General features: G+C 63.9%; 19 protein-coding genes. 9 read left to right on the top strand and 10 right to left on the bottom strand.

The window, feature by feature from the left end; translation table 11 throughout:
* The first annotated feature begins 249 nt into the window (after positions 1-249).
* The 3 genes from hfq to D1Y84_RS03780 all read left to right on the top strand — a co-directional run bounded on the left by hfq (position 250) and on the right by D1Y84_RS03780 (position 3,267).
* Positions 250-549: an RNA chaperone Hfq gene (gene hfq / locus D1Y84_RS03790; RefSeq protein WP_124847343.1), complete on the top strand. Its 300-nt coding sequence runs from the start codon at positions 250-252 to the stop codon at positions 547-549.
* A 187-nt stretch (positions 550-736) separates the two neighbouring features.
* On the top strand, positions 737-2,242 hold the full coding sequence (gene hflX, locus D1Y84_RS03785) for a GTPase HflX (RefSeq protein WP_124849910.1): 1,506 nt from the start codon (positions 737-739) through the stop codon (positions 2,240-2,242).
* An 89-nt stretch (positions 2,243-2,331) separates the two neighbouring features.
* On the top strand, positions 2,332-3,267 hold the full coding sequence (locus D1Y84_RS03780; RefSeq protein ID WP_158615304.1) for a VOC family protein: 936 nt from the start codon (positions 2,332-2,334) through the stop codon (positions 3,265-3,267).
* Positions 3,268-3,543: 276 nt separating this feature from the next.
* On the opposite strand, the gene D1Y84_RS17845 is transcribed toward D1Y84_RS03780, so the two are convergent.
* Entirely contained in the window at positions 3,544-3,684 is a 141-nt protein-coding gene (locus D1Y84_RS17845; RefSeq protein ID WP_158615303.1) for a hypothetical protein, read from the bottom strand.
* 90 nt (positions 3,685-3,774) lie between these two features.
* A complete protein-coding gene (locus D1Y84_RS03775) occupies positions 3,775-4,353 on the bottom strand; it encodes a sigma-70 family RNA polymerase sigma factor (RefSeq protein ID WP_124847341.1) in 579 nt (192 codons plus the stop codon).
* A gap of 375 nt (positions 4,354-4,728) precedes the next feature.
* Here D1Y84_RS03775 and D1Y84_RS03770 point away from each other — a divergent pair, with 375 nt between their 5' ends.
* Entirely contained in the window at positions 4,729-7,533 is a 2,805-nt protein-coding gene (locus D1Y84_RS03770) for a serine/threonine-protein kinase (protein ID WP_158615302.1), read from the top strand.
* A gap of 41 nt (positions 7,534-7,574) precedes the next feature.
* Entirely contained in the window at positions 7,575-7,982 is a 408-nt protein-coding gene (locus D1Y84_RS03765) for a hypothetical protein (RefSeq protein WP_124847339.1), read from the top strand.
* Between the two features lie 99 nt (positions 7,983-8,081).
* Here the strand turns inward: D1Y84_RS03765 and D1Y84_RS03760 are convergent, their stop codons facing one another.
* Complete coding sequence (locus D1Y84_RS03760; RefSeq protein ID WP_124847338.1) at positions 8,082-8,543, bottom strand: hypothetical protein; 462 nt, start codon at positions 8,541-8,543, stop codon at positions 8,082-8,084.
* Between the two features lie 227 nt (positions 8,544-8,770).
* Between D1Y84_RS03760 and poxB the strand changes: the two genes are divergently transcribed.
* Together poxB and htpG are read left to right on the top strand one after the other, a co-directional pair.
* Entirely contained in the window at positions 8,771-10,480 is a 1,710-nt protein-coding gene (gene poxB / locus D1Y84_RS03755; protein WP_233581084.1) for a ubiquinone-dependent pyruvate dehydrogenase, read from the top strand.
* Between the two features lie 206 nt (positions 10,481-10,686).
* Complete coding sequence (htpG, locus tag D1Y84_RS03750) at positions 10,687-12,552, top strand: molecular chaperone HtpG (protein ID WP_124847336.1); 1,866 nt, start codon at positions 10,687-10,689, stop codon at positions 12,550-12,552.
* 75 nt (positions 12,553-12,627) lie between these two features.
* Here htpG and D1Y84_RS03745 read toward each other — a convergent pair whose 3' ends face one another.
* From D1Y84_RS03745 to D1Y84_RS03735, 3 genes are all read right to left on the bottom strand, one after another.
* Positions 12,628-12,951: a hypothetical protein gene (locus D1Y84_RS03745; RefSeq protein ID WP_124847335.1), complete on the bottom strand. Its 324-nt coding sequence runs from the start codon at positions 12,949-12,951 to the stop codon at positions 12,628-12,630.
* 111 nt (positions 12,952-13,062) lie between these two features.
* Positions 13,063-14,526, bottom strand: coding sequence for a hypothetical protein (locus tag D1Y84_RS03740; RefSeq protein WP_124847334.1), 1,464 nt, complete (start codon positions 14,524-14,526; stop codon positions 13,063-13,065).
* Between the two features lie 412 nt (positions 14,527-14,938).
* Positions 14,939-15,562 carry an outer membrane beta-barrel protein gene (locus tag D1Y84_RS03735; RefSeq protein WP_124847333.1) on the bottom strand — a complete coding sequence of 208 codons (624 nt, stop codon included), beginning with the start codon at positions 15,560-15,562 and terminating at the stop codon, positions 14,939-14,941.
* A gap of 443 nt (positions 15,563-16,005) precedes the next feature.
* Between D1Y84_RS03735 and D1Y84_RS18320 the strand changes: the two genes are divergently transcribed.
* Positions 16,006-17,748: a TonB-dependent receptor gene (locus D1Y84_RS18320; protein WP_233581082.1), complete on the top strand. Its 1,743-nt coding sequence runs from the start codon at positions 16,006-16,008 to the stop codon at positions 17,746-17,748.
* Positions 17,709-19,655, top strand: coding sequence for a hypothetical protein (locus D1Y84_RS18315; protein ID WP_233581080.1), 1,947 nt, complete (start codon positions 17,709-17,711; stop codon positions 19,653-19,655). Before D1Y84_RS18320 ends, D1Y84_RS18315 begins: the two co-directional genes overlap by 40 nt.
* Positions 19,656-19,730: 75 nt before the next feature.
* Here D1Y84_RS18315 and D1Y84_RS03725 read toward each other — a convergent pair whose 3' ends face one another.
* The 4 genes from D1Y84_RS03725 to D1Y84_RS03710 all read right to left on the bottom strand — a co-directional run bounded on the left by D1Y84_RS03725 (position 19,731) and on the right by D1Y84_RS03710 (position 24,811).
* Positions 19,731-21,050, bottom strand: coding sequence for an amidohydrolase family protein (locus D1Y84_RS03725; protein WP_158615301.1), 1,320 nt, complete (start codon positions 21,048-21,050; stop codon positions 19,731-19,733).
* Between the two features lie 384 nt (positions 21,051-21,434).
* Positions 21,435-22,679 (bottom strand): glycerophosphodiester phosphodiesterase family protein, encoded by a 1,245-nt coding sequence (locus D1Y84_RS03720; RefSeq protein WP_124847331.1) that lies wholly within the window; start codon positions 22,677-22,679, stop codon positions 21,435-21,437.
* 143 nt (positions 22,680-22,822) lie between these two features.
* A complete protein-coding gene (locus D1Y84_RS03715; protein ID WP_199726351.1) occupies positions 22,823-24,241 on the bottom strand; it encodes a hypothetical protein in 1,419 nt (472 codons plus the stop codon).
* Positions 24,242-24,361: 120 nt separating this feature from the next.
* A complete protein-coding gene (locus tag D1Y84_RS03710; RefSeq protein WP_124847330.1) occupies positions 24,362-24,811 on the bottom strand; it encodes a hypothetical protein in 450 nt (149 codons plus the stop codon).
* Between the last annotated feature and the right edge of the window lie 335 nt (positions 24,812-25,146).

The following is a 25,146-nucleotide window of genomic DNA, read 5'->3' as shown; positions in this document are numbered from 1 at the left end:
AGTTTGTCGAGCGGCTCTCGCTTTAAAGATCAGGTGTTCGGCGGAGTGACACTGCCGCCATGTCTGTATGGCCTCGGGAACAACGTTGGACCGGCCAAGACCGGAGTGTAAACGTCCACTCTCGAAGCTACGAGGGTCGATGCGGTAGCCCCAGCAGATCTGCTCTTCCGCTGCGATCGCGCCGGAAGACAAGGATGTATCACCCAAGAGAAGCGGGCCCAGGTGGTTGGCGCGCAAGGAGATCGGCACATGGATAACAAGCCGGCACAGAACATCCAGGACACGTTTCTGAATACTGTCCGTAAGGATAAGACCCCCATCACGATCTACCTGGTAAGCGGTGTAAAGCTTACCGGTAAGATTCGATCGTTCGACAAGTACTCGGTGCTGCTTGAGAACAACAGCCAGGAGCAATTGATCTTCAAGCACGCGATATCGACGGTGGTGAGTACACGGTCGGTACTGCACACCGAGCATCGCACCACGCCGGGAGTGGGTGTAGCCACCAGTGGCGTGCTGACACCGACGGAGCACGCGCAGGGCGCGTAGGAGAAACCAAACGGAGCGAAAGTCTGGAGTGGTACTCTCCTTCGACCGCAAGGGCGACAGGCCCGTCGAGGAGATGGAAGCACTATCCCGGTTGGAGACTGCGGGTGAATCCGGCAGCGGGAATCCCGTGTCCGACGTGTCGCCGACCTGGCGCGCTGCCGGGGACACCAGCCGTACACGTGCCGGGATGCAGCCGGCCGCCGGCTCCGACAGGAGCGACGGTGGCGAGCGTGCCTTCCTGGTGTTTCCGCGGTTTACCGGGCTGAAGCCCCAGGTGGGGCGGACTGCTTCGCAGGCCAGGGAAGCCCGGCTGCTGCGCGGTGCGCGCGATCAGGCTGGGCTGCTGGAACCCCGGCAATCTTTGGATGCGCAGGCTGCCGGCGCTGAGGATCGTTTCGACATGGGAACGACCCGGCTTGAGGCCGAAGACGAAAGCGCCGAGTTTCGCGAACTGGCTGAAAGCGCCGGTGCACAGATCGTGGGTGAGATGGAGCAGCGCCGCTCGCGGCCTGACCCGGCGACGCTGCTTGGTTCGGGCAAGGTTGAAGAGCTGGCCGGCGCGGCCGCGGCTGCCGATGCGGGCATCATCCTGGTGGATTACGACCTTTCCCCTACCCAACTCAGAAACCTGGAAGACGCGCTGCCATGCCCGATCGTAGACCGAACGCAGCTGATCCTGGACATCTTTGCGCGGCATGCGCGGACGCGCGAAGGGCAGTTGCAGGTGGAGCTGGCGCAGCTGGACTACATGCTGCCGCGTTTGACCGGGCGGGGTTCGGCGATGTCGCAGACCGGCGGCGGAATCGGTACGCGCGGCCCGGGCGAAACGCAGCTTGAGACGGACCGTCGGCGCATCGGCCGGCGACTGGTGATTTTGCGGCGGGAGCTCGAGCGGGTGCGCCGGGTGCGGCACCAGCAGCGATCGCGGCGCGAGAGCGCGCCGGTGCCGACGGTGGCGCTGGTGGGCTATACCAACGCCGGCAAGAGTACGCTGTTCAACCTGCTGACCGGCGCCGGGGTGCTGGAGTCATCGCGGATGTTTGCGACGCTGGACCCGAAGCTGCGCGCGATTGTGCTGCCCTCGCGGCGGAAGACGCTGCTGTCGGACACGGTGGGGTTTATTCGCAACCTGCCGCACTCGCTGGTGACCTCGTTCCGCGCGACGCTGGAAGAGGTAGAGAAGGCCGAGGTGCTGCTGCATGTGCGCGATGCGGCCGACCCGCTGAGCGAAGAGCACAAGCACGAGGTGGAAAAGGTGCTGGGCGAGCTGGATGTGCTGGGCAAGCCGCGGATCGAGGTTTTCAACAAGATGGACCTCCTGCCGGCGAGCGAGCAGGCGGCACTGCTAGACGGCGACACGGTGGGAGTGTCCGCATTGCGCGGGGTTGGCGTGGAGCGCCTGCTTGCGGCGATCGATGCGGCGCTGGTGGGGGATCCGCTGGAAGAAGCCGAGTTGTGGGTGCCGCAGAGCGCGGGCGAGGTGCTGGCTTCGCTGGAGCGGGGCGGTACGGTGTCGGAGCGAAGCTTCGAGGCACGCGACGGAGCGGATGGCGTGCTGGTGCGTGCCACGGCGCCGCGGTCGCTGCTGGGGCGATGGCAACAGTACCGCGTGGATGGCAAGGGGCCGGTGGCGCGTGATCGAAGCGGCAAGCGGACGCGAAAGCCGGAACCGGAACCTGAGCGGGCGGAATAAACGCGGCGGTTCACGGAGGAGGTCCGGTTTGTGGAGCGCCCTGCGAACCGACAGGGAGCGGTTGGCAGGCCCGAGCCGCGAAGAACGGGGTGGTTGATTTGGGTGTTACGCATGCTGGTTCCACGGGGTACCTGGCAGCGCTGAGCGCGGGGGAGGTTGGAGTGCACCCGCCGGCTTACCGGCTGCCTGCCAAGGCGCGAGTCGGGCGGGTGCGGCTGGCTGTCTCAAACCTGGAGCGTTCACTGGATTTCTACACGCGGGTGATTGGACTTACGGTGGTGCAGCGTGAACACAGCGTGGCGCGGCTTGGCTTGCACGGCGAGGTGCTGCTGGAACTGGAAGAGGTGCCGGGCGTACAGCCGCTGGCGGGCGGCAAGCGGCTGGGGCTTTACCACACGGCGTTTCTGCTGCCGAGTCGCGAAGCACTGAGCGCTTTTGTGCAGCACCTGCTCCGGCAGAACATTGCTTTTGGCGCGGGCGACCACTTATACAGCGAAGCACTGTACCTGGAGGATCCGGACGGGCTGAACGTAGAGGTGTATGCGGACCGCGATCGCTCGACGTGGACGGTGGAGCAGCGGGAGATTGTGAGCGCCACCAACCAGGTGCGATTTGAGCAGCTGCCGCGCGTGGAGCCGGGCAGTTGGACGGGCGCGCCGGCCGGCACGACCATTGGGCACCTGCACTTTTACGTGGGCGACCTGCGCGAGGCGGCGCGGTTCTACCATGCTGGGCTTGGGCTCGATATTGTGACGTGGCGCTACCCGGGAGCCTTGTTCGCCTCGGCCGGTGGGTACCACCACCACGTGGGGCTGAATGTATGGGCGGCGGGGTCGCCGCAGGCCGGGGCGCAAGATGCGCGCCTGCTGTGGTGGGAGCTGGTGCTGCCCGGTGCGCTGGATGTGGAGCAGGCGGGTGCAAGCCTGGCGGCCGCGGGGTACGCGGCGGTTGGCGAGACGCACGGCCGCTTTGTGGACCCCTGGGGCATTTGTGTGTCACTGCGTGCCGAGGATTCAGCGGGGTAGCGAAGCGGCGGGCTCGCTGGCGGTGCCTGGGTCGCTTACGGGCGGCCCCGTCCTGATGCAGGGGCTCGTTGCGTATCCACGGCTTGAACGCGCGCAGACAATGTGGTCAGCGCTGTGACTGGGCCAGTGCCTGGCCGGACTCACCGGCAGGCCTGATTGCCATTCTTCTTCTCGCTATTTGCTCAATTGCCACGCACCGCTCGCCGCTTTCATAAGCAGGCAACAGGCTCCCGCCTGCACTGCGTCGCGGCGAACAATGGGAACTGCTTCGCTCGATCAGGAGTCGTTGCGCTCGGGTTCCCATGCGTCCACTTCATCCAGTGGATTACGGTCGAGCCAGTCCTCGCGCTTGGCGAGCTTCTCTGCTTCTTCGCGGCGCATCTCCTGCTCTGCGCGTTCTTCGCGACCATCGCTCATCGGGGCTGCTCCTTTCCCTCGCACTTGCCTTCTTATTGTAAGAGGGAGCAGTGGTGAAGCTGCAGGCAGGGCGATGGCGATGTGGCACGCTTAGCTCAGAGACGACGGCGGGCCGCCCATTTCGCGCAGGAGCCAGATGCGCGCCAGCGCCCAGTCGCGCTTGACCGTGCGTTCCGCGATGCCGAGCAGAACGGCAACTTCCTCCAAGGTGAGCCCGGCGAAGTAGCGCAGCTCGATGATCCTTGCCTGGCGCGGGTTCTGTTCCTGCAGGCGGGTCAGTGCCTGGTCGACTGCCAGCACTTCAAAGGTGCGGTCCTCGATCGCGACCTGTGCGTCTTCCAGTTCGACCCGCTGCAGGTTTCCGCCTCGTTGCTGCGCGTGGTGGGCGCGCGCATGGTCGACCAAAACGCGCCGCATGGTGGTGGCTGCGATCGCGATGAAGTGCTGGCGGTCCTGCCAGTCGATGGCTTCGGGCGCAAGGCGCAGAAACGCTTCGTTGATCAGGGCGGTGGGCTGCAGGGTGTGGTCGCGGCGTTCGCGGCGCATGTAGTGCTGCGCGAGCCGGTGCAGCTCGGCATAGACGAGTGGAAATAACTGCTGCGCGGCGGCGGAATCGCCGTCACGCATGGCGTGGAGAATACGAGTTACTTGACCATCGGATACTTCCATCGGCCAGCCTCGTTGCACGGTAAGTCGCGAGATCGCAGCAAGTATAGCGTGTACGCCCGAAAACTTAGTGGAAAGATGGCACAAAACTGGGCGCGAATGCGCTGTTCAAGATAGTGGGTCAACTGGTCAGCGGAAGATCGCCGGCCTGGCACAAAGAAGAGGTGTCAATGGCGGTGCCGGTGTGTCATTCTTGGGGCCTCCACGAGTCACTGCAGTTGCCCGACGTGTCTATGTCAGCCGTGCCCGAGGCGCCATCGGCGCAGCGTGCCTTGCTGCCGGTAATGGATCGAAGCGGACGGCGACGCTGCCCCCTGCGTCAAGGCAGACGCGCTGGCGGATCGCGAGAAAGAGGGCGAAGCGGGATGGGTGATGCCCATGCGTGAGGATGCACAGGAGCAGGTTCTTCGCCTGTTTGAGCGAGCGCTGGAGATGCCGGAGAGTGGGTGGCCCTCGCTGCTGGCCGAGGCGAAGCTCGCTTCGCCGGGGGTTGGCGATGAGCTCAAAGCGCTCCTGAAGGCGCATGCGGCGGCGGGAGAATTCCTAGAGAATTCGCTGGTGCGTCCAAGTGACGCGCGGCTGCTGGAGGCACGGGCAACGCTGCTTCCGGCAGTGGACGGGTCGGGCAGGTTCTGCCCCGGAGACATACTCGGCGGCCGCTTCCGCGTGGTGCGACTGATTGCACGCGGCGGTATGGGCGAGGTGTACGAGGTGAAAGACGCGGACCTGCAGGGCGTGCACCTCGCGTTGAAAGTAATCAAGCCGCAGGTCGCGGGCGACGCGCACATGCGTCATCGTTTTGAGCAGGAAGTGCTGCTGGCCCGGCAGATAACGCACCCTAATCTGTGCCCGATCTACGACATCTTCCACTGCAAGGAACCGGCGCCGCCGTTTTCTTTTTTCACGATGAAGCTGCTGGCCGGCGAACCCTTGTCTGCGCGGCTTGCAGCGCATACACCGCTGGTCCGCGAAGAGGCCCTGCGCATCGAGGCGCAGATGATTGCCGCGATTGGCGCGGTGCATGCGGCGGGGATCGTGCACCGGGACATCAAGCCCAACAACGTGATGGTGCAGGGACAGGGCGCGGCCGCGGAGGCGTGCCTCACCGACTTTGGACTGGCGCGCCTGTTTAAAACGGAAGCGACGATGTGGACGCAGGGGTTGCTGGCGGGAACGCCCGGGTACATGGCCCCAGAGCTGATGATGGGTGAGCCTCCGTCGGAAGCAAGCGATGTGTTTGCGCTGGGCGTGGTGCTGCACCAGGTGTGGACGGGCGAGAGGCCGAAGCCGAAGAAGGGAAGCTTCTCAATGGTGGTGCATCCGCGGCTGCGCGAGGCGCGGGTGGCGCCTGCCTCGGCATGGCTGATTGGCGAGCTGCTGGCGGATGACACGCAGCGCCGCTGCCGGGCGTTTGCGGAGGCACAGCAGGCGGTGGCGGGTGCTCGTGGGGCGAGCCGCGTATGGTCGCGGAGAACATTTGTAACCTCTGCGGTGGCAGCAAGCATTGCGCTGGTTGCTGCATCGGTGGCGGAGCGGACCGAGGTTGTGCCGGAAGGCTGGGCTGGGCTTGAAGACCTGCTGCACCCGTTGCCGACGAAGCGGTTTGTGGCGCTGCTGCCGTGGCCCCCGGAGGAGAATGGTCCGCTGCACTCGATGGTGGCGGGCGTGGTGGATGCGATCGAGGAGCAGTTGTCGCGCGTGGAGGCGCTTGATCACGACTTCTTCATCGCGGCCGCGCCCGGGGCGCATGCCAGGGGCGGCGGGGACCTGCTTGCGGAAGCGCGGGACGCGGTGGGTGCGAACCTGGTGTTGACGGCAGCGGGCGAGGTGCACAAGGACGGCGTGCGCGTGGCGCTGGCGGTGATGGACCCCGGAACGCGGCAGACGCTACGGCGTGCGGAGGTGCGCAGCGTAGAGGGCGAAGAGACGCTGCTGCCGCAGCGCGCGGTGCGGGCGGCGGCGAAGCTGTTGCAGGTGCAGCAGCACCTTGCGCCGAACCGTCCGGAGGAACCGGTGACGAATTCGCCTGAGGCATACAGGGCGTTCCAGGCGGCAGAGGCGTTGCGCAAGCAGGAGAATGATGCGGGTCTGGACGCGGCGATTGAGAAGTACAAGGAGGCGCTGGAGGCGGATCCGAAGTATGCGATGGCGTATGCGCGGCTGGCGTTTGCGTATGGTCGCGTGTACGAGACGACGCACGATGATGCGGCGCTTACCTTGGCGCAACGAAATTACGAAGCCGCTCTTGTGATCGCGCCGAACCTCGTGGAGGCGCATCGGTCGAAAGCTTACGGCGAGTGGCAGAATGGCCACCCTGAAGCAGCGATCGGGGAACTAGCGCGCACGATTCAGTTGGATAAGGACAACGCGCGTTTACTGCTGTTACAGTCGCGGATTTTTGCCTCTGTAGACCGCTGGCGAGATGCGGAGCGGGCAGTGGAAGGTGTGCTCACACAGCGACCGAACTATTGGCCCGCGTACAACGCCCTTGGCCTTCTGCTCTGTTCAGAGGGAAGGCTTAAAGATGCTTTGAATGCTTTCCAGAGTGCGAGCTTGGGCGCACCCAGGAGTGCGTTGCCATACAACAATGTCGCTATGCTCCAAGTGGCACTAGGTGATGCGGGCGGGGGCGTAACCAATGCAACGAGAAGCATGAAGATAAAGCCCACTTCGCTGGCGGCTGGAACGATGGCCACCGCATTACGCCTGCAGCAAAAGTACGAGGAGGCGCTGGTGTTTGCGAAGCAGGCTGTGAGCATGGATCCCGAGGATGGTGCCGCCTGGGTCGAGCTTGGCGATTGTTATCGCATGTTGGCGAACCGTGCAAAAGAATCTGTAAACGCGTATGCACAGGGTGCACGCGTGCTGGAACACCAACTCGCGACGAATGCCACAGATGGCCCAAGCTGGGTTTTGCTCGCACTGTGCAGGGCCGAAGCGCATGTAATGGATGCGGCAATGGCACTGCGCAAAGCTGAGACGCTCCCGATTGACGACTTAGACTCGCAGCTCGCGCGCGCACGCGCTCTGCAAGCGATGGGGCGGCGGCAGGAAGCGCGTGCAGCGTTGAAGCGTTGCCTGCAGCGAGGCGCCACTGAGTTTCAGGTCCGTCTGATGCCGGACCTCAGCGTACTGCAAGCCGATCCCCGGTATGGCCAGGTCGACGCGCAGCGGGGTACTTAATACAAATGACCAAATAGAGGAGACGCGAAATGGAAGGTAGTGTGAATGAATCCCCAGCGCAGTATGAAGAAGTAGCTATTCAGACAACGCATACAGGAGCCCACCATAAAACAACGGTGAACCGCTATGTCGCGGATTGCGACGATATGCATCTGTTGCGAGCCGGAGATACAGTGCATTGGCGAGCTTTCCCGGAGGGGAGTTCCGCTCACTCGCACAAATTCTCAGTCCATTTCAAAGACGGCGGTCCGTTCGAGGGCGACAGTTGTCTCAATGGTGACCCTCATGATGATGGCCATGGGGGCTATATCGGAGTTGTGAGGCGAGATGCTGATCCTGGTTTAGGCAAGGTAAAGGCCTTCACATACACGATTACCTGCGAAGGTAAACAGTCTAAGCCGCCGCAAGAGTTCCAGATGCACACGGGTGGCTGTACAAACTGCCCGTAAGCGGTAAGCCAACTTGTTTCCAGATGAGCGAAAACGTACAACACAACAAAGGCGCTCGCGATGCGAGCGCCTTTGTTGCGCCTGCGATGGGTTAACGGCTTAATCGTCATTGGCGACCAGGGCCACGTCGGAGGAGGAGCCGGCGTGGTTGGGAGCGCGTGCGATGGCGATGCGGACGTCGCGCTCTTTGCGGCTGGGTAGGATGCGCTGTCCCATGGGGTTGCCGGGAGCCCAGATCTCGCTCAGGAAGTACTGGTTGCCGTAGCGATGGAAGAGCAGTCTGCCACGCTTGTCCGCAGCCGAGCGGGCTTCGGGATCGCCCATGACGTAGCCAAACTCCTTGCTGTTTTCGGAGGTGACGGCGGTGAACGGGGTGCTGCGCATATTGATGCGGTAGGTACCGGCGTGGAAGTGCGAGCAGGCCGTGTCGAAGTCGAAGGGGATGACGACGTGGATGGCTTGCGGTTGCTGCGCAAGAGCGGGCACCGCGCAGCCAAGGTTGGAGATCATGGCGGCGGTGGCGACGACCTGGTAAGCCAAGGCAGAGTTGAAAGGTTTCATTGGGATTCTCCTGTGTTGGAGGCGGTTCGGGGCGCCTTCAACCTATAGGGCGCGTTTTGCAGCAGAAAGGGGACATGGCTGCCTGGCGACCAGGCGAGCGGCTTCGCCGACCCTTGTCGCGGCGCGCGAAGCTGCGGGCATTTGTGTGCCAGGGCGAGGAACAGAGTTGCGCGAGGTGAGCGGATGCCATCTAACGGTGCATGTTCAAAAAGGCGCAGCTCTCAAACGTGGCAGACGTATTTGTGGAAACGCTGCTCAAGGCAGGCGTGCAGCGCGTGTACGGGGTGGCCGGGGACTCGCTGAATGGATTGACGGAAGCGATCCGGGCGCATGCGGGGATCAGCTGGAGCATGGTGCGGCACGAGGAAGTGGCCGCGTATGCCGCGGGCGGCGAGGCGCAGGTGACGGGCAAGCTGGCGGTCTGTGCGGGCTCGTGCGGACCGGGCAACCTCCATCTGCTTGCGGGGCTGCATGATTGCCAGCGGAGCCGGGTGCCGGTGCTGGCGATTGCCACGCAGATCCCGAGCCAGGAGCTGGGCACGAACTACTTCCAGGAAACCCGGCCGGAGCACCTGTTCATGACGTGCTCCGACTTCTGCGAGGTGATCTCGACGCCGGAGCAGATTCCGCGGGTGCTGGCGATTGCGATGCGCACGGCGATCGCGAAGCGTTGCGTGGCGGTGGTGATTATCCCGGGCGACGTTTTGACCAAGCCGGCGAGCCACCCTGCGATCGAGCTGGGCATCGATGGGCCTGCCGCGGCGGTGTTGCCGCCGGCCGATGCGCTGCGGCGCGCGGCTTCGTTGCTGAACAGGACCAGGAAGGTGACGATCCTGGCGGGCGCGGGTTGTGCGCTGGCGCGCGAAGAAGTATTAAGGACCGCGGCGGTGCTGCAGGCGCCGGTGATCAGTGCGCTACGCGGCAAGGAGTACCTGGAGCATGACAACCCGTTCTTTGTGGGGCTGAACGGACTGCTCGGCATGACCTCGGCGTACCGGGCGATGGAGGATTGCGACACGCTGCTGATGCTGGGAACGGATTTCCCGTACTCGCAGTTCTACCCGGAGGGGATCCAGGTGGTGCAGGTGGATGTGCGCGGGGAGCAGATTGGCCGGCGCACGCGCGTGGACGTCGGGCTGATTGGCGATGTAGCGCACACTCTGCAGGCCTTGTTGCCGATGCTGAAAAAACATGGCGGCGGGCACCTTGCGGAGGCTCGCAAGCGCTACGTGAAGGCGCGGGAGGGGCTTGATGCGCGAGCCGTGGGCACGCCGGGCGAAGCGCCGATTCATCCGCAGTACCTGACCCAGTGCATCAGCGAACTGGCTGCCGAGGACGCGGTGTTTCTGTGTGACGTGGGGACGCCGACGACGTGGTCGGCGCGCTACCTGAAGATGAACGGCAAGCGGCGCCTGCTGGGCTCGTTTAACTACGGAAGCATGGCGAATGCGATGCCGCAGGCCATTGGTGTGCAGAGTGCGCAGTCGCAGCGGCAGGTGGTGACGCTGTCGGGCGATGGCGGCATTTCAATGTTGCTGGGCGACCTGTTGTCGCTGCGGCAGCTTGAACTGCCGGTCAAGGTGGTGGTGTTCAACAATGGGGCGCTGGGCTTTGTGGAGCAGGAGATGAAGGCCGCCGGGATTGAGATGTACGGCACGGCCTTTCGCGACCAGAATTATGCGGCCATTGCAGAGGCAGCGGGGTTGCGCGGGTGGAGAGTGGAGCTGCCGGAGCAGGTGCGGCCGGCGCTTGCGGCTGCGTTTGCGCACCCCGGGCCGGCGCTGGTGGATGTAGTAGTGGCTCGGCAGGAGCTGTCGCTGCCGCCGACGATTTCGGTCGCGCAGGCCGCGGGTTTTAACCTGTATATGATGAAGGCGATGCTTCACGGGGATGGGCATGAGGTGCTGGATATGGCCAAGACCAACCTTCGTCGCTGAGGCCTGCGCGGGACGGAGACGCAGGCGACCGCTGCCTGTTCCTTGAGCAAAGCTGCGCTCCAAGGCTGCGCTCATGGCTGGGCCGAGTGGGCTCGTCGGAAGCGCGGTGCCTGGTGCTGCGGGGCCGGATCGCGTTTGATCGCACGGCATTGATGTTTGCGGCGACTCGCAGCTTTTATACTGAGAAGTATTGGTGATCAATTTCTATGTCTAAACGCGAATTTCAAACAGAAGTCAGTCAGCTTTTACAGCTCATCGTTCACTCTCTTTACTCGCATCCCGAGATTTTTCTGCGCGAGCTCGTGTCGAACTCGTCGGACGCGCTGGACAAGTTGCGCCACTTGACGCTTACCGATGACGCGTACAAGTCGGTGCCGTTCGAGCCGCGGATCGACCTGACGCTCGACGAAGAAAGCAAGACGCTGGTGATTGCCGACACGGGCATCGGCATGAACGAAGAAGATCTTGTAGCGCATCTTGGTACGATCGCGCGCTCGGGAACCAAGAACTTCCTGTCGCAGCTTACGGGCGAAGCCAAGCGCGACTCCAACCTGATTGGCCAGTTCGGCGTTGGTTTTTACAGTGCGTTCATGGTGGCCGACACGGTCGAGGTGGTCTCACGCAAGGCCGGTGAAGATAAGGCCTGGCGCTGGACCAGCGATGGCCGCACGGGCTTCGAGATCGAGCCCGCGGAGCGCGAGGAGCCGGGCACGACGGTGCTGCTGCACCTGAACGAAGAAGGCGCGCAGTATGCCAACAGCCATCGTTTGCAGCAGATTGTGAAGAAGTACTCCAATCACATCGCGTTCCCGATCTTTTTGACTTTCGACAAGAGCGAGTGGAATGAAGAGAAGAAGGAATCGGAAAAGCAGCGTGTGACCGAGCAGGTTAACGCGGCGAGCGCGCTGTGGCGGCGACCCAAGAGCGAGTTGACCGACGAGGACTACAAGGAGCTGTACAAGTCCGTTTCAGGCGACTGGGAAGATCCGCTGTTCTGGTTCCACACCAAGGCGGAAGGCAGCCTGGAGTACACGACGCTTTTCTTTGTGCCGGCGAAGGCTCCGCTTGACCTGTACCAGGCCGAGTACAAGGTGGGCGTGAAGCTGTATGTGAAGCGCGTGTTCATCCTGGACGATGCCAAGGAGTTGCTGCCGCAGTACCTGCGCTTTGTGCGCGGCATCATCGACAGTGAAGATTTGCCGCTCAATGTTTCGCGCGAGATCCTGCAGCAGAACCGTGTGCTGACCAGCATCCGCACGGCGAGCGTGAAGAAGATTCTTGCCGAGCTGAAGAACATCGCGACGAACCAGCCGGAACTGTACCTGCGCTTTATCACCGAGTACAACCGGCCGATGAAGGAAGGCCTGCACAACGACTACGCCAATCGCGAAGCCTTGCTGGACCTGGTGCGGTTCAAGTCGACCAAGGTCGAGGGGCTGACCAGCCTTGCGGATGTGAAGTCGCGGATGCCCGAAGGACAGAAGAGCATTTACTACATCACGGGTGGCGCGGAGTCGCTGCTGCGCACGTCGCCCCTGCTGGAGATTTACAAGCGCAAGGATTACGAAGTGCTGATTCTTGACGACGATATCGACGAGATCGTGTTCTCGGGTGTGGACACGTACGGCGAGATCGAGTTGAAGTCGGTGAACAAGGCTTCGACGAGCGAGGACCTGACGGATGAGAACGAGCCGGACCAGAGCGAGGCATTGAAGCCTTTGTTGGACAAGCTGAAGGCGAAGCTTGGCGACAGGGTCAAGGATGTTCGCGCGTCGGTGCGATTGGCCGATAGTCCTTCGTGCATTGTGTCGAACGAGGAGGAACCATCGTTGAAGATGCAGCAGATGCTGCGGGCGATGGGGCAGAGCGAGCTGCCGGCGTCGAAGCCGACGCTGGAGATCAATCCGGATCACGAGATTGTGAAGAAGCTGCTGCTGCGCTCGGACGATGAGGTGATGGATGATGCGGCGTGGTTGCTGTTTGACCAGGCCCTGTTGATGGAAGGCGTGGCGCTGCAGGATCCGGCTACCTTTGTGAAGAGGGTGAACCGGATTCTTAGTCTCTCGGTGTAGCCGCCTGCGAGAATGGAAGCAAAAAGGAGTGCCGCGAGGCACTCCTTTTTGCAACTGTGCGCGGGTTAGCGACAGTTAGTAGCGACGGTCCCAGCCGTGATTCGAAGGGGCACCGTGCCAGTCCTGGTGGCGCCACTGTTGCGAGCGCAGCCACTGATCATGCCGCCACTGGGCCGCCTGCGCAGCTTCCCAACGCTGGCGCTCCCATGCGCGGTGCTGGAAGGCGAAGTTCGGATCGCCGTAGTAGCCGGCGGCGATGGGCGCTCCGTAGCCGACGTGAACGCCGAAGCCTACCTGGGCCTGTGCGGGCCGGGGTGCGATGAAACAGAGTGCGGCCGCCATCACCGCACCCGCAAACCACCTGGATACCTTTGTTGCCGTCGCCGTTTTGCTCTGCATGGTGCCACCTCTGTACGTGCTTGTAGTAACCCAGAGGCTGCGGGAGTGTTGTGCGGCATTGCGCGGAATTATGCAGCGGGAGCCGAACAGCTAGAACCTTCTCAGACCTTCTCAGACCTTGCACACCAGGATGGCCTGGTTGCGAAAGGGGCACTGCATGCCGGCGACCGGGTGCTCGAGCACGACCCAGGAGACGCCGAACTGCTGTTGCAGGCGGGTGAAGTCCTGCGGGCCGAAGTGTTGCCAGCCAGCCTGCGCGGCCTGTTCCTGTTTCCACTCGGGCAGGAGCTGCGGGAACATGGTGACGGCGCCGCTGTCCTTGAAGTAGTCGGAAAGAACACTGCGCTCGGCGATGGCGCGAAAGCCGTGCTGGTCATTGCCGGGGCGCTCGAGATACCTGGGATCGATGGCGAAGATGGCGTCAGTGGGGGTGTTGTCTCGGATCCAGAGGAAGCCCTGCACCCAGGCGTTGCGAGGCGTGAGCCCGGGTAGCTCAAGGTGCGGGCTGTTGGGGTATTGCGACAGGTTGAGCCAGAGCATGCCGCCGGCAAGGGGCACAAAGCACAACAGCCAGCGCACCGGGCGCAGGCGCAGCACGTGCTCGCCGAGCAGGCCGCCCAGCATCAGGAACATGCAGATATAGACGAGGTGGAACGAACGCATGGGCTGTAGGCGGGTAAGGCTGTCAAAGCGCGTGCTCGAGGACAGAAGCAGGGCGACTGCAGTCGAGAACAGCCCGAACCCTACCAATGCGCTGCAGAGCCGGAGCATGGTGGCACGCGTGCCGGCGACGGGCTGGCGGCTGAGCCAGAACAACAGTGCAAGCGGGAGCACGACGCCTGACCACTCCCACCAGGCCCACTGGCCCATAAAGAAGAAGGTACGGGTGTAGAGGACCTGGCGGTAGTCGCCGGTAGCGGGCTGCAGCGAGAACGTGCCCAGCAGCGGGGAGGCGAGCGCAACGGCTGCGCGGACGGGTACGGCGCGGGCTGCGGCACGCGAGAAGGCCGGCTCAAGCAGCAGAAAGGCCATCAGGCCGGCGACGTAGACGACCATCTGCGGGTGCACAAAGCCGGCCAGCAACAGCCAGGCCACGGCGGGCAGGTAGCGCCGGTTGAGAAAGCTGGCCAGCGCGAAGAGCGTGAGCGGGGTGGAGAGCGAGCGGGCGGTCAGGAACGGATCGGCGATACACAGCGCGGTCCCGGCGACCGGCACGGAGACCACGCAGGCCAGAACGGCAACAGCCGACCAGAGTGCGCGCTTGTGCACGAACAGGCAGGCAGCCAGTTGCCAGGCGCTGGCCATAAGCAGGGCAAAGCTCAGCACGTGGAAGAGCAGGATGGTGACGTCAGGCGTGAGGTGCAGAAGCCGGCAGGCGTTGCCCACCACGAAGGCCAGGTGAGACAGGTGAGCATGCGCGAGGAAAAAGGCGGAGCCGAAAGGGTAGAGGCCGGGGTGCACGACCTGCTTGATCGCGGGAAGGTAGATCTCCGCATCGTCGGTGCCGAGGTGATAGCCCTGCACAAGCACGCCAAAAAGACACAGCAGTGCCACGGCAAGCAGGGGGCTTTGCATGAGCAGGGTGACTCGCTGCTGGATGCTTCGGGTCGTTTGCCGGGAGCGGTGCGCTACGCCGTTCAAGCGAGGTGACGGCCGAGGCACATGCGGCGGATGGTGCCTGCCTCAATTTCACGAACAACACGCATCTGGTTCGTCCGGCCTTCTTTCGCCAAGGTAGAGCGCCGCCCGGCGTGTGCGATGCTGCTGATCGAGGCGCCGAAGACACTGCTGTTTCCAATGTACCTGCAGTGCCGGGTTCTGGCTGCGCAAGAGCACTATGCCCGGCGTTCCTGGTTGATGAGCCTCAAACGAGGTTTGCGGAAGGAGGTGGACCTACGCCTGCGGGCGGGAAAGCCCGGACGGCCTGCCGCCTGGCAGCAGAGCCCGGTGTGGGGCTCCGGCCGGCAGTCGAGGCGCGTGGGGCTGATTAGTCGTGATAGTACTTGTGCGATCCGAAGGTATAGACCACGCCCACGGAAAGGACGCGGGGATGGATCACGGCGTACGCGGGGATGGGCGTATCCCAGTGCTGGTACTGGAAGTCAGCTTTGACGCCCCAGCCGTGTCGCACGTCGTAGTCAACACCAACGCCCGGAGAGTAGACCGTGGACGTGGAAGACAGGTAGATGAAGTCGTCGTAGGGGTATCCCCCGTTTTTGTAGCCGATGGAGCCACCGCCCACGAGGAAGTTGACGTAGGGGTGCAGCCGGCGATATTCGTGTTCAACGCGGACACCCAGCAGGAAGTCCTCCTGGCCGTCGCGCCCGCCTGCGTGGAACGGATAGGTGCCACGGATTTCAAGCGCGGGACGGAAGCCCCAGTAGTTGTGCAGGATCAGGTCAGCACCCGCGGTGATGCCGAGGTTGCGCCCAGCCGCGAAGTTGGTCCAGGTGCCGGTGCCGGTGGCAAATACCGCGAGTTGCAACGGCTTGGTGACCGGAGGCGCCACCTGTGCCTGGGCCGAGTGAGCGAACAGGTAGCCGAAGAAAAGCAGGCTGGTCTGCAGGGAAGGCAGAACCCGAGTGCTAAGAACCCTTTGAAACCACTTCATTGAACCCTCTGTCCTCGTATGCTGAGACGCGCCGATGGCTGCATCGGTGGAGCCCAGATGCTCGCGGTGTACCACCAAAGTTACCGGCAGATAGGGCCGCTTGTCTGCGGAGTTAGTTACTTTTTATCCGCACGTTCGGTACCGCCGGATGATCCGCTCCGCCGATTGCGCCGATGTGGTCGTCCATGGAAGCCATATCGGCCTCTGTGCCTGTTGGAATCAGAAGGCGAGCAGAATTTTCTTTGAGGGCCGGGGCGACCCGTGTCAGGATGGCTTTTCCTTCCTTCTTTGGGAACGGCCATCCCGGACGAGCCCTGAGACAGATTGAAATTGGGATGCCCCGGCATCACCCTTCTTCCTCCCGAGGTCAGATGTCCTACTCCGCACGTCGTAGATCCCTGAGCCTTGTCTCCGCCGGTACACTTTTCTGTATCCCGGCTTGTATGTTGCTGGCACAGGTAAGCACCACCTCACTACGCGGTACGGTCACCGATGGCACGGGCGCGATTGTGCCCGGGGCATCGGTGGTGCTGCTGAACCCGGGCTCCGGCGCGTCCACAACCGCGACGACGGACGGCCAGGGTCGCTACCAGTTTGCGCAGCTTGCGCCGGGCACCTACATGGTGAAGATCACGGCGCAGGGGTTTGCCGAGAGCGATCGCAAGGCGGAGCTTCTGGTATCGCAGCCGGCAACGATTGACGTGGCGCTGGGCGTGACGGCCTCGCAGGAGAACGTGAACGTCAGCGCGGAAGCGCAGACCCTGAACGCGACGGACGCCAGCATCGGCAACGCCATGAACAACCAGTTCATCCAGGCGGTACCGACTGAAGGCCGCAATGTGCCGGACCTGTTGAGCGTACAGCCAGGCGTGCTGTACCTGGGGCGCAACGTGAGCCAGGACACGGACAGCCGGAGTGGCGCGGTGGCCGGCGCGCGGTCGGACCAGGGCAACGTGACGCTGGACGGCATTGATGACAACGACCAGGTGAACGGTTACGCGTTTACGGGAGTGTTGCGCTCGACGCAGGACTCAACCGAGGAGTTTCGCGTGACCACAGCGAACAGCACGGCGGACCAGGGCCGGTCGTCGGGCGCGCAGGTGAGCCTGGTGACGAAGTCGGGCACGAACGTGTTCCATGGTTCTGCGTACGAGTACTACCGGCCGCCGCTGACGGCAGCCAACGACTGGTTTTACAAGCAGGCCGAGATTGAAAACGGGCAGCCCAACGTAGCCAGCAAGCTGCTGCGCAACACGTTTGGCGGCACCGTGGGCGGACCGATCAAGAAGGACCGCCTGTTCTTCTTCTTCAACTACGAGGGCCAGCGCACGGCCGAGAACCTGGTGACCACGCAGACGGTGCCGACCGCGAGCTACCGCGCGGGCAACCTGGTGTATGCCGATGCAAACGGCGGCACCACCACGTTGACGCCGAATCAGCTGGCAGCGCTGGACGCGGGCTGTACCGCGAACGCCGTATGCCCGTGGGGGCCGGGAGCCGACCCGAACGTGCTGTCGTACTTCAGCCAGTTTCCGCTGAACACGAGCTTCAATACGGGCGATGGGTACAACACGGGTGCGTACACGTTTTCGTCGCCCGCGCCGGCGACGCTGAACACGACGATCCTGAAGGTTGACTACGCGATGAACGACCGGTCGCGCTTCTTTGTGCGCGGCAACCTGCAGAAGGACCTGACCGCGGGCGCAGAGCAGTTCCCGGGTCAACCGGCTTCGTACAACATCGACGACAACACCAAGGGCATTGCCGCAGGCTACTCGTGGACACCGACCGCGAACGTGGTGAACGACCTGCGGTATGGATATGTCCGGCAGGGGTATGGGCACAGCGGTGTTGGCGACGGCAACTATGTGGACTTCCGCTTCCTGACGTCGCTTACCGCAGAAACACGCACCACGATCGTGAACGTGCCGGTGCACAACATCGTGGACAACCTGAGCTGGAGCAAGGGCAGCCACACGCTGCAGTTCGGCGGCAACTGGCGCAGGATCACGAACAACAGTTCGACCGATGCGAACTCGTTCGATAATGCGAGCTCGAACCCGTACTGGCTCAACAACGAGCCGGACCCGAGCACGCTGGGGGCGGGGTACCGGCTGTTTCCGACGGCTTCTCGAACTCGTTCCTGGTGGCGTATGCCAACCTGGTGGGCACGGTGCCGCAGCTGACCAGTGTGTACAACTACAACGTGACCGGCGGCGGTACCGGTGGAGCGCTGCTGGGACAGGGAGCGTTTATCGACCGCTCGTACCGCACCAACGAGTTTGAGTACTACCTCGAAGATACTTGGCGGGCGACGCCGAAGCTGACACTGACGTACGGGATTCGCCACACGATTCTGCAGACGCCGTACGAGGTAAACGGGCAGCAGGTCGCGCCGACGATCGACACGGATGCCTGGTACAAGCAGCGCGAGATTGCAGCGCAGTCAGGCCAGGTGTACGAGCCGCTGCTCTCGTTTGTGCCGAATGGCAAGGCGAACCACCAGCCCGGCTACTGGCCGAAGCAGAAGCTGAACTTTGCGCCGCGACTCTCCGTGGCGTATGCGCCGGATGCGAAGACGACGATGCGTGCAGGCTTTGGCTTGTACTTCGACCACTATGGGCAGAGTGTGGTGAATACCTTCAGCCAGGAGGGTTCGTTCGGTTTGAGCAACTCCTTTACGAACCCAGCGGGCACATACGGTACAGAGAGCGCACCGCGCTTCACGGGTAGAGGTGCGCTGCCTGCAATCAATACCGGTCCTTCGCCGGGCAATCCCATCAGCTTCCCGTTCACGCCTTCCAATCAGGCGTTCCTGATCACGGAGGGTATCGACAACCGGCTGAAAACGCCGTACTCCGAGGTGATGGATGCTTCGGTGCAGCGGCAGGTGCCGGGCGGCATGACGGTTGAGCTGGACTACATCGGACGGCTGGGACGGCACCTGCTGCAGCAGTTGGACCTGACGCAGCCAGTCGACCTTGTGGATCCGCAGGGTGGTGGCGACTACTTCGGCGCGGGCACCGCATTGTCCAAGGCGGTGGATGCGAACGGGGGCGATCCGAACGCGCAGGTTGCGGCGATCCCGTACTTCGAACACATGTTCAACTACCTGGCGACGCCGGGCCAAAGCGCGACACAGTTTATCTATACGAACGAGTGGGCTCCGTACCGCTACACGTACGGAGAAACCACGTCGCTGGCCGACCTTGATTTTTACTGCTACTACGGCTGTCCGAATGGCACGCGCTACTTCCAGTCGCAGTTCTCGACGTTGAACGCGGTGGCGAGCATCGGCATGAGCTACTACAACGCAGCGCAAGTGATTGTGCGCCACCCGATGGCGCATGGGCTGCAGTACGACTTCAACTACACGTTTTCGAAGTCGATTGACATGGGTTCGGACGCGGAGCGCGGCGGGGCGCTGTCGAGCAATGGTTCGTTCAGCGTGATTGAGAGCACGTGGAGGCAGTCGCTGAACCGTGCAGACTCGGACTTCGATACGCGCCACCTGATCTCGTACGACACGGTGTACCTGCTGCCGTTTGGGCGCGGCCAGAAGTATGGCAGCGGCATGAACCGGCTGGAGGATGCGGTGCTGGGCGGGTACCAGTTTGCGAGCCTGGGCCGCTGGTCGAGTGGTCTGCCTTTCTCGGTGAACGAGCCTGGGTATACGACGGACTGGGAGTTCCCGGCGTTTGGTGTGCGCAACGGCAAGGTGCCGCTGCATAAGCACCTTGACTCGAACGGAACGCCGCAGGTGTTTGCGGATCCGGACGCGATCAATGCCGGAGTGCGCTCGTCCAACGGGCCCATGCGGCTGCCTTACCCGGGCGAAGCGGGCGACCGCAACGTGTTTCGTGGAGACGGCTTCTTCGAGATCGATGCGAGCCTGTCGAAGACCTGGCATCTTTACCGTGAGTCGCACCTGCGCGGCTCTTGGGAGACCTTTAACTCGACCAACTCGGTGCGCTTCGACACGAACCCGAACACTTCGCTTGGGACGCAGTTGACGTCGGGGAGCCTTGGCAAGTACAGCGCGGTGCTGAACCGGCCGCGTGTGCAGCAGTTCTCGCTGCGCGTGGATTTTTAAGACAAGAGCGTTGGCGTAGCAAGGTAAAAGCCCCGCGACTTAGTCGCGGGGCTTTTTGTTGCACGCGGCGAAGCGCTACGGGTTGGGGGTAAGGGGCTTGAGCACGGTGCCGGCCTGCATGACCCAGGCGACGTGTTCCATGGCGGTGATGTCGTCGAGCGGGTTGCCGGGGACGGCGACGAGGTCGGCGTACTTGCCGGGCTCGATGGCGCCGAGGTCGTGGTCGAGCGAGAGCAGGAGTGCGCCGTTGATGGTGGCTGCCTGCAGGGCCTGCAGGGGCGTCATGCCGCCGCGCACGAGGGCACCAAACTCCTTCGAAACGGACTCGTCGATGTCGGCATCGTCGACGCCGTAGGCGATCTTGAGGTGGTACTTGAGCGCGCGCTGAAAGGCCGGGCCCTGCTCCTTGACGATGGCGATGCCCTTGGCCATGCTGGCGGGCTCGCGTCCCTTGGAGAGGCCGGTTTCGATGTCGTGCTGGAAGCAGTAAAGGGTGGGCACGAGCCAGGTGCCGCGCTGCGCCATCATCATGGCGCCTTCGTCGTCGAGCAGGGTGCCGTGTTCGATCGAGTCGACGCCCGCCATGACCGCGGCCTTGATGCCGAGCGTGCCCTCGGCATGCGCCATGACCTTGCGGCCGGCGCGGTGCGCTTCTTGGACGGCGCGGGCCATCTGCTCGTCGCTGAGCTCCTGCACGCGGTAGTCGCTGATGGGATCCATGACGCCGCCGGTAGCCATGAGCTTGATCCAGTCGGCGCCGTACTTGATGTCGCGGCGCACGATGCGACTCACGTCGTCGACGGTGTCGACCTGGTTCGGCTGGTCGAGGCTGGGCTTATCGGGCGAGAGGCGGTCGGAGTCGCCATGGCCGCCGGTGAGCGAGACGCAGGAGCCGGCGGCGAGGATGCGCGGGCCGGAGATGAGTTTCTTCTGCACGCCTTCGCGCAGCGCGAACTGCGGATAGGACGGGTAAGACTCGCAGGCATCGCGCACCACGGTGAAGCCGTGCTTGCTCCATAGCTGCAGGTTGGCGACACCGCGTATGGTGGCCTGCGGTGCGGAGGTGAGCAGGTAGGACGCGGAGGACTGCGTGGTGGGGTCGGAGAGAATGTGCGCGTGCGCGTCGATGAGCCCGGGGACGAGCGTGTAGCGGCTCAGGTCGGTGATGGGCACGCCGGCGGCGGGCGCGTTGGTGGAGACGGAAACAATGCGCTCGTCGTTGAGAACGATGTACGCGCGGGTGGTGATCTGGCCGGTGCGGACGTCAATGAGCCTGCCCGCGAGTACGGCCTGCGTGTGCGGCGGCGCGGCGGGGGCGGACTGTGCGTGAAGCGTGGAGCCGGCGAGCAGAAGCAGGGCGGAAGCAACAAGGGCTTGAGCAAAGCGGATGGGCAAGGTGGCGGTCCTTACGAGGAGAGAGAAACTTTGGGCCATGGTAGCAGGGAAGAGCACTGAACCAAGGAGGTGAGACGATGCGGACTTGTGGCTGTGACTTGCACGCGGCGCTCGCCGTGGAGGCGGGTGCGTTCGGCGTCGGAGGTATGCATGGAGTGCGTGCGCGGGCGGGAGGGAGTGCTGGCTACTGCGGGTATGTAACCCATGCTGTGACATACGCAACAACAGCAGGATGCGGTGCAGAGAAAACAAAGTTGCGCTTGGGGGCAGCAGGATGGCGGTGACTGCGGGGTGCCATCCTGCTGCTTTTGTTTTCGCTGCGTGTGTTTTGCTTTTGCTGCGGGGATCTCGTCCGCGCGGCACCTGCAGTTTGTGATTTGGTGCTTACTGCGTTGCGCGCAGCGTGGGCGGCAGCAGGTCGCTGCCCAGAGTTGCGGGTGGACCGGTCAGGTAGTAGGTGCGGATTGCGGGGTACTGCTCCTGGATCAGCAACAGCGTGCGGAAGTCGAAGCTCTGCACGTCGGCACGCGCCTCCATGTGGTTGGCCTGGATGGCGCCGGCGAGCGTGCTGACAAAGAGTTCGGGAGCGACGGTGTGGTTCTCGTCGAACGCGCCGGCGGGCATCTTGCCGGAGGCGCGGACCGCATCGAGCGATTGCCCGGTGGCGAGCGCGGCGAGGCCGGCCTCGGTCACACCGGCGGGTACGATCTTGGTCTCGAGATTGAAGTGCACGTGCTCGCCGGTGTGGGCGCGGGCGGCGGCATCGGGCGTGTTGCGACCCGCGCCGGTGCGGTAATACTCCGCATAGAAGCGCGCGAAGCGGAAGAGCTGCGCAGCATTGGTGGGCGCGTAGGGACTCGGCAGCTTCTCGTGCGCGGCGAAAGCGACGGCGACTGGCGAGAGGGCAAGGTCGTTTTTCTGGTCCGCGCCGAAGTGGAGCTTGTCGCAGATGAATGTCTGCTGTGCGTCCGGCATGGAGATGTCGCGGATGTACTGACGATTCTCGAGCGTGTAGGGCTGGCCGTCGGCGCGGCGGCAGCTCTGCGGATTCAGGAACTGGTCGTGCCAGATCAGCGACTGGTGATCGGTGGTGACGCCGGTGTCTGTCTCGAGCGTGGTGATGCCCTGGTCCATGCCGGATTCGAAGGAGGGCAGAGTGTTTTCAGGGCGCAGGCCTCGGCCGCCGCGGTGTGCCTGCGCGTCGAAGCGGTCGAGGTAGGCGAGCTCCGCGGCGTTGCCGGCGGCGCGTGCGCGTGCCGCACGCAGCTCGGTCATGAGCAGGTCAGGCCGGTCGCTGATGAGGCCGTCGACGTGTTTGTCGATCAGCTCGCGCATCCTGGCGGGATCGTTCACCGTCCAGGGCACGACCAGGACGCCGAGGGCGCGCATCTGCTGCATCTGCACCGGCGCGTTCTCGCCGAGCACGGTGGCCTGCTCGGGCGAGAGCGCGGGTGTGAAGCGGTCGTGGTGCTGTTTCGCGTGGTCCGCGGCTTTGGACATGAGGCTTACGAAGGCGGAGGCAGGATCGGTCATCGTGGCGGCAGCGGCTCCGGCGACGGCGAGGATGGCGGCGGCTCCAATGATGAGCTTGGGCGCGAGGGCGGATCGGGTGCGGGGACCGGAAGGCATGCCTGATGATCTAACGGGTTGTGCTACAGGGGTGTGAACGCCCCGGGGGCGAAGATGAACGTGGGAGGCGCCCACCAGGGTTGGCGGGTGTGTGTCTCGTCGATGTTTGGTGGGCATGGTTGCTTAAGGCTGCTTAACGCTGCTTAACGCTGCTCGCCCGAGAAGGGCCGGAAGCGCACCGACACCGCAATGCCGATGGGGTCGGTGCCGTAGATGGGGCGGAGCACGCCGGGCACGCCGTAGGTGGTGAACTGTGCGCCCAGTGCGGTGCGGAGATGCGGGAGCGCGAGGTGGGCGCGGTCGAGAAAACCGTCGAGATCGCGGTCGTAGCCGAAGGTGTAGGCCTGCACGTGGCCGATGGGCTGCTCGGTGAACCCGGGCGGTAAAGGGTGCGGGCCGTTGAGCAGTTCATTGGAGCGGCCGGCGTTTTCGATGCGGGTGTAGGCGTAGTTGGCGGTGTGGAAGCGCAGGGTGGATTCGAAAAGGTAGCTGTTTTCCTTGGAGTCGTCGGCGAGCGAACGGGTGCGGCCCCACAGCACCGTGCTCGCGAGATTGCCATTGTGGAAGGGCTGGTTGTACATGATGGAGGCGGTGGTGCGTCCCTGGTTCTCCGTGGGAAACAGGGCTTCCGGGCTCGCGATGCGCGCGTAAGACACCTGCCCGCTGAGGTTCTGCGTGGGCTGCAGGGTGAGGCGGGTGGACCATGAGTCGACGGCGCCAACCTGCAGGTTCCAGCGGTTTTCGTTGGGCTCGCGGCCATGGAAGCCGCTCGCCTCCACCCGGGCGATGCCGTGCGTGAGGCCGACGGTAACGACGTCGTTGGCGATGTGGGTGGAGTCTTCCTGGTGGTGGCCGAGGCTGCCGACCGGATCTTCAAGGGCCGACGCGCGGTGGGGGTAGGCGGTGGGACCAATGGCGGGGTCGCCCATGGGCGCGGCGTAGAAGGAAAGCAGGGTATGTGGGCCGAGCTCCCAGTCGTAGAGGGCGGCGAGCTCCATGAAGAAGTTGTGCGGGTGCTGGCCGTCGACGATGGGGTTGTTGAAGGCGGTCTCGCCCTGCTGGAAGAGCAGCGGGTACTGGCGGCCTGTGATGGTGGCGGGCTCGAGCGAGAACATGGCGCGCAGGGTGAGCTGGCCGGGGCCGAGGCGGCGCTCCGCCATGGGCATGAGCCAGTTAGTGGAGAAGAGCTTGTCGCCGCCGCGCGGACTGGACTGCTGCAGGTCGGTGATGAAGACGTTGCCGTGCACCATGCCCATCCATGGGCCATGCATCGCCATGAGCATGGGGACCGGGGTGGAGTTGGGCTCGGCGGAGGTGCCGGAGGTGGCGTGGTGTTCAATCTCCGCAAGAAAGGTGTGCGGGTCCATGTTCTGCATCATCTGCTGCATGCCGGGGGCCATGTTCGCAGTCATGCCGGCCGTGGGCGCGGCAGCCGGCTTTGCCACGGATGGCGGGCACATGGTCATGCCAGGCATGCTCTCAACGCATGGACGGGGCGTGCTTTGCGCGTGGGCCGGCGCGGCCAGGCAGAGCAGCAGGGCAAGGGGACGGGGATTGCACATGCACATGCCTCATACGTCGGCGGCCAAGGACCGCGCGGCAGAGTCCGGGAAACACAAATCGTCAGGAGTGCCTGCCTGCTGCGAGCAGCAGTCAGGCGCAGACAGCGGACGCGGACCTGCCTAGATGCGAAGGCTGAGCCTGGGGGCGAGGTGGGCAGACTCGCCGGGTGGCAGGCGGAGCACGGCGGCGTTGCCCCGGCCGGCGGGGTGGAGCATTGCAGTGTCGCCAGGCATGCGCCGGGGCGTGTCGGTGTGGAGCGGAAAAGGACGCACGGGGAGGGCTGCTGCTGTGAGCTTGCAGCCACGGTTGCAGGGCCCCATGCCCGGTTGATCGTGGGCCGGCATCGCGGCGGCCGCGTAGGCTGACGCTGCCGCGCAGCCGGTGCAGAGGCTGCAGGATCGGGATGGCGGGAGCGCTGAGGAAGCGGAGCGCGGCATCATGGCATGCATGGCGCAACAGGGCTTCGCGAGGGTGCACTCCTGCGACCAGCCGGGTCGCTGCCATAAGGAAAGCAGGGTAAGCAGCGTCAGCAGCCAGGTGCACAGGCGCGTTGCTCGGGTGGCTGGCATGCTTTGCTCCTCCTTCTCCCCAGAGATGCGTGGCCCGGCCTGGTGGAGCCTGAGCCGGCAGGCTGGTGTCAGGGTGGTCGCCGGGTGGTCGCCGGTGGTTCCAATGGTCCCAGTGGCGTGCTCGCTGCTCCTGGGATGCGAGGCGCAACGCAGGAGCTTTCCCTGATGAAAACACAAGGGACGCCCGGGCACCGTGAGGCGGGCAGCCGCCCAGGTTTTCGCAGTGCTGCCGCCTGGATTTATGCTGAGCCCGCTCGTCGGAAAGAACGCTGCGGTGTAGGCTTGGGCTGCGATATTTCGCTATCTCGCGCGGCACATTTCGGGCGAGCGGAGTT

The sequence above is a fragment of the Acidipila sp. EB88 genome, from assembly GCF_003858395.1.
In the GTDB taxonomy this organism is placed as follows: domain Bacteria; phylum Acidobacteriota; class Terriglobia; order Terriglobales; family Acidobacteriaceae; genus EB88.
Note: the sequence above shows the minus strand (reverse complement) of the source record. Positions and strands in the feature narration are given on the sequence as shown.

Coding starts and splice junctions, on each gene's coding strand:
- hfq (WP_124847343.1), top strand. CDS start 250: ATGGATAACAAGCCGGCACAGAACATCCAGGACACGTTTCTGAATACT.
- hflX (WP_124849910.1), top strand. CDS start 737: ATGCAGCCGGCCGCCGGCTCCGACAGGAGCGACGGTGGCGAGCGTGCC.
- D1Y84_RS17845 (WP_158615303.1), bottom strand. CDS start 3,684: ATGAGCGATGGTCGCGAAGAACGCGCAGAGCAGGAGATGCGCCGCGAA.
- D1Y84_RS03775 (WP_124847341.1), bottom strand. CDS start 4,353: ATGGAAGTATCCGATGGTCAAGTAACTCGTATTCTCCACGCCATGCGT.
- D1Y84_RS03770 (WP_158615302.1), top strand. CDS start 4,729: ATGCGTGAGGATGCACAGGAGCAGGTTCTTCGCCTGTTTGAGCGAGCG.
- D1Y84_RS03760 (WP_124847338.1), bottom strand. CDS start 8,543: ATGAAACCTTTCAACTCTGCCTTGGCTTACCAGGTCGTCGCCACCGCC.
- htpG (WP_124847336.1), top strand. CDS start 10,687: ATGTCTAAACGCGAATTTCAAACAGAAGTCAGTCAGCTTTTACAGCTC.
- D1Y84_RS03745 (WP_124847335.1), bottom strand. CDS start 12,951: ATGCAGAGCAAAACGGCGACGGCAACAAAGGTATCCAGGTGGTTTGCG.
- D1Y84_RS03740 (WP_124847334.1), bottom strand. CDS start 14,526: ATGCAAAGCCCCCTGCTTGCCGTGGCACTGCTGTGTCTTTTTGGCGTG.
- D1Y84_RS03735 (WP_124847333.1), bottom strand. CDS start 15,562: ATGAAGTGGTTTCAAAGGGTTCTTAGCACTCGGGTTCTGCCTTCCCTG.
- D1Y84_RS18320 (WP_233581082.1), top strand. CDS start 16,006: ATGTTGCTGGCACAGGTAAGCACCACCTCACTACGCGGTACGGTCACC.
- D1Y84_RS03720 (WP_124847331.1), bottom strand. CDS start 22,679: ATGCCTTCCGGTCCCCGCACCCGATCCGCCCTCGCGCCCAAGCTCATC.
- D1Y84_RS03715 (WP_199726351.1), bottom strand. CDS start 24,241: ATGTGCAATCCCCGTCCCCTTGCCCTGCTGCTCTGCCTGGCCGCGCCG.
- D1Y84_RS03710 (WP_124847330.1), bottom strand. CDS start 24,811: ATGCCAGCCACCCGAGCAACGCGCCTGTGCACCTGGCTGCTGACGCTG.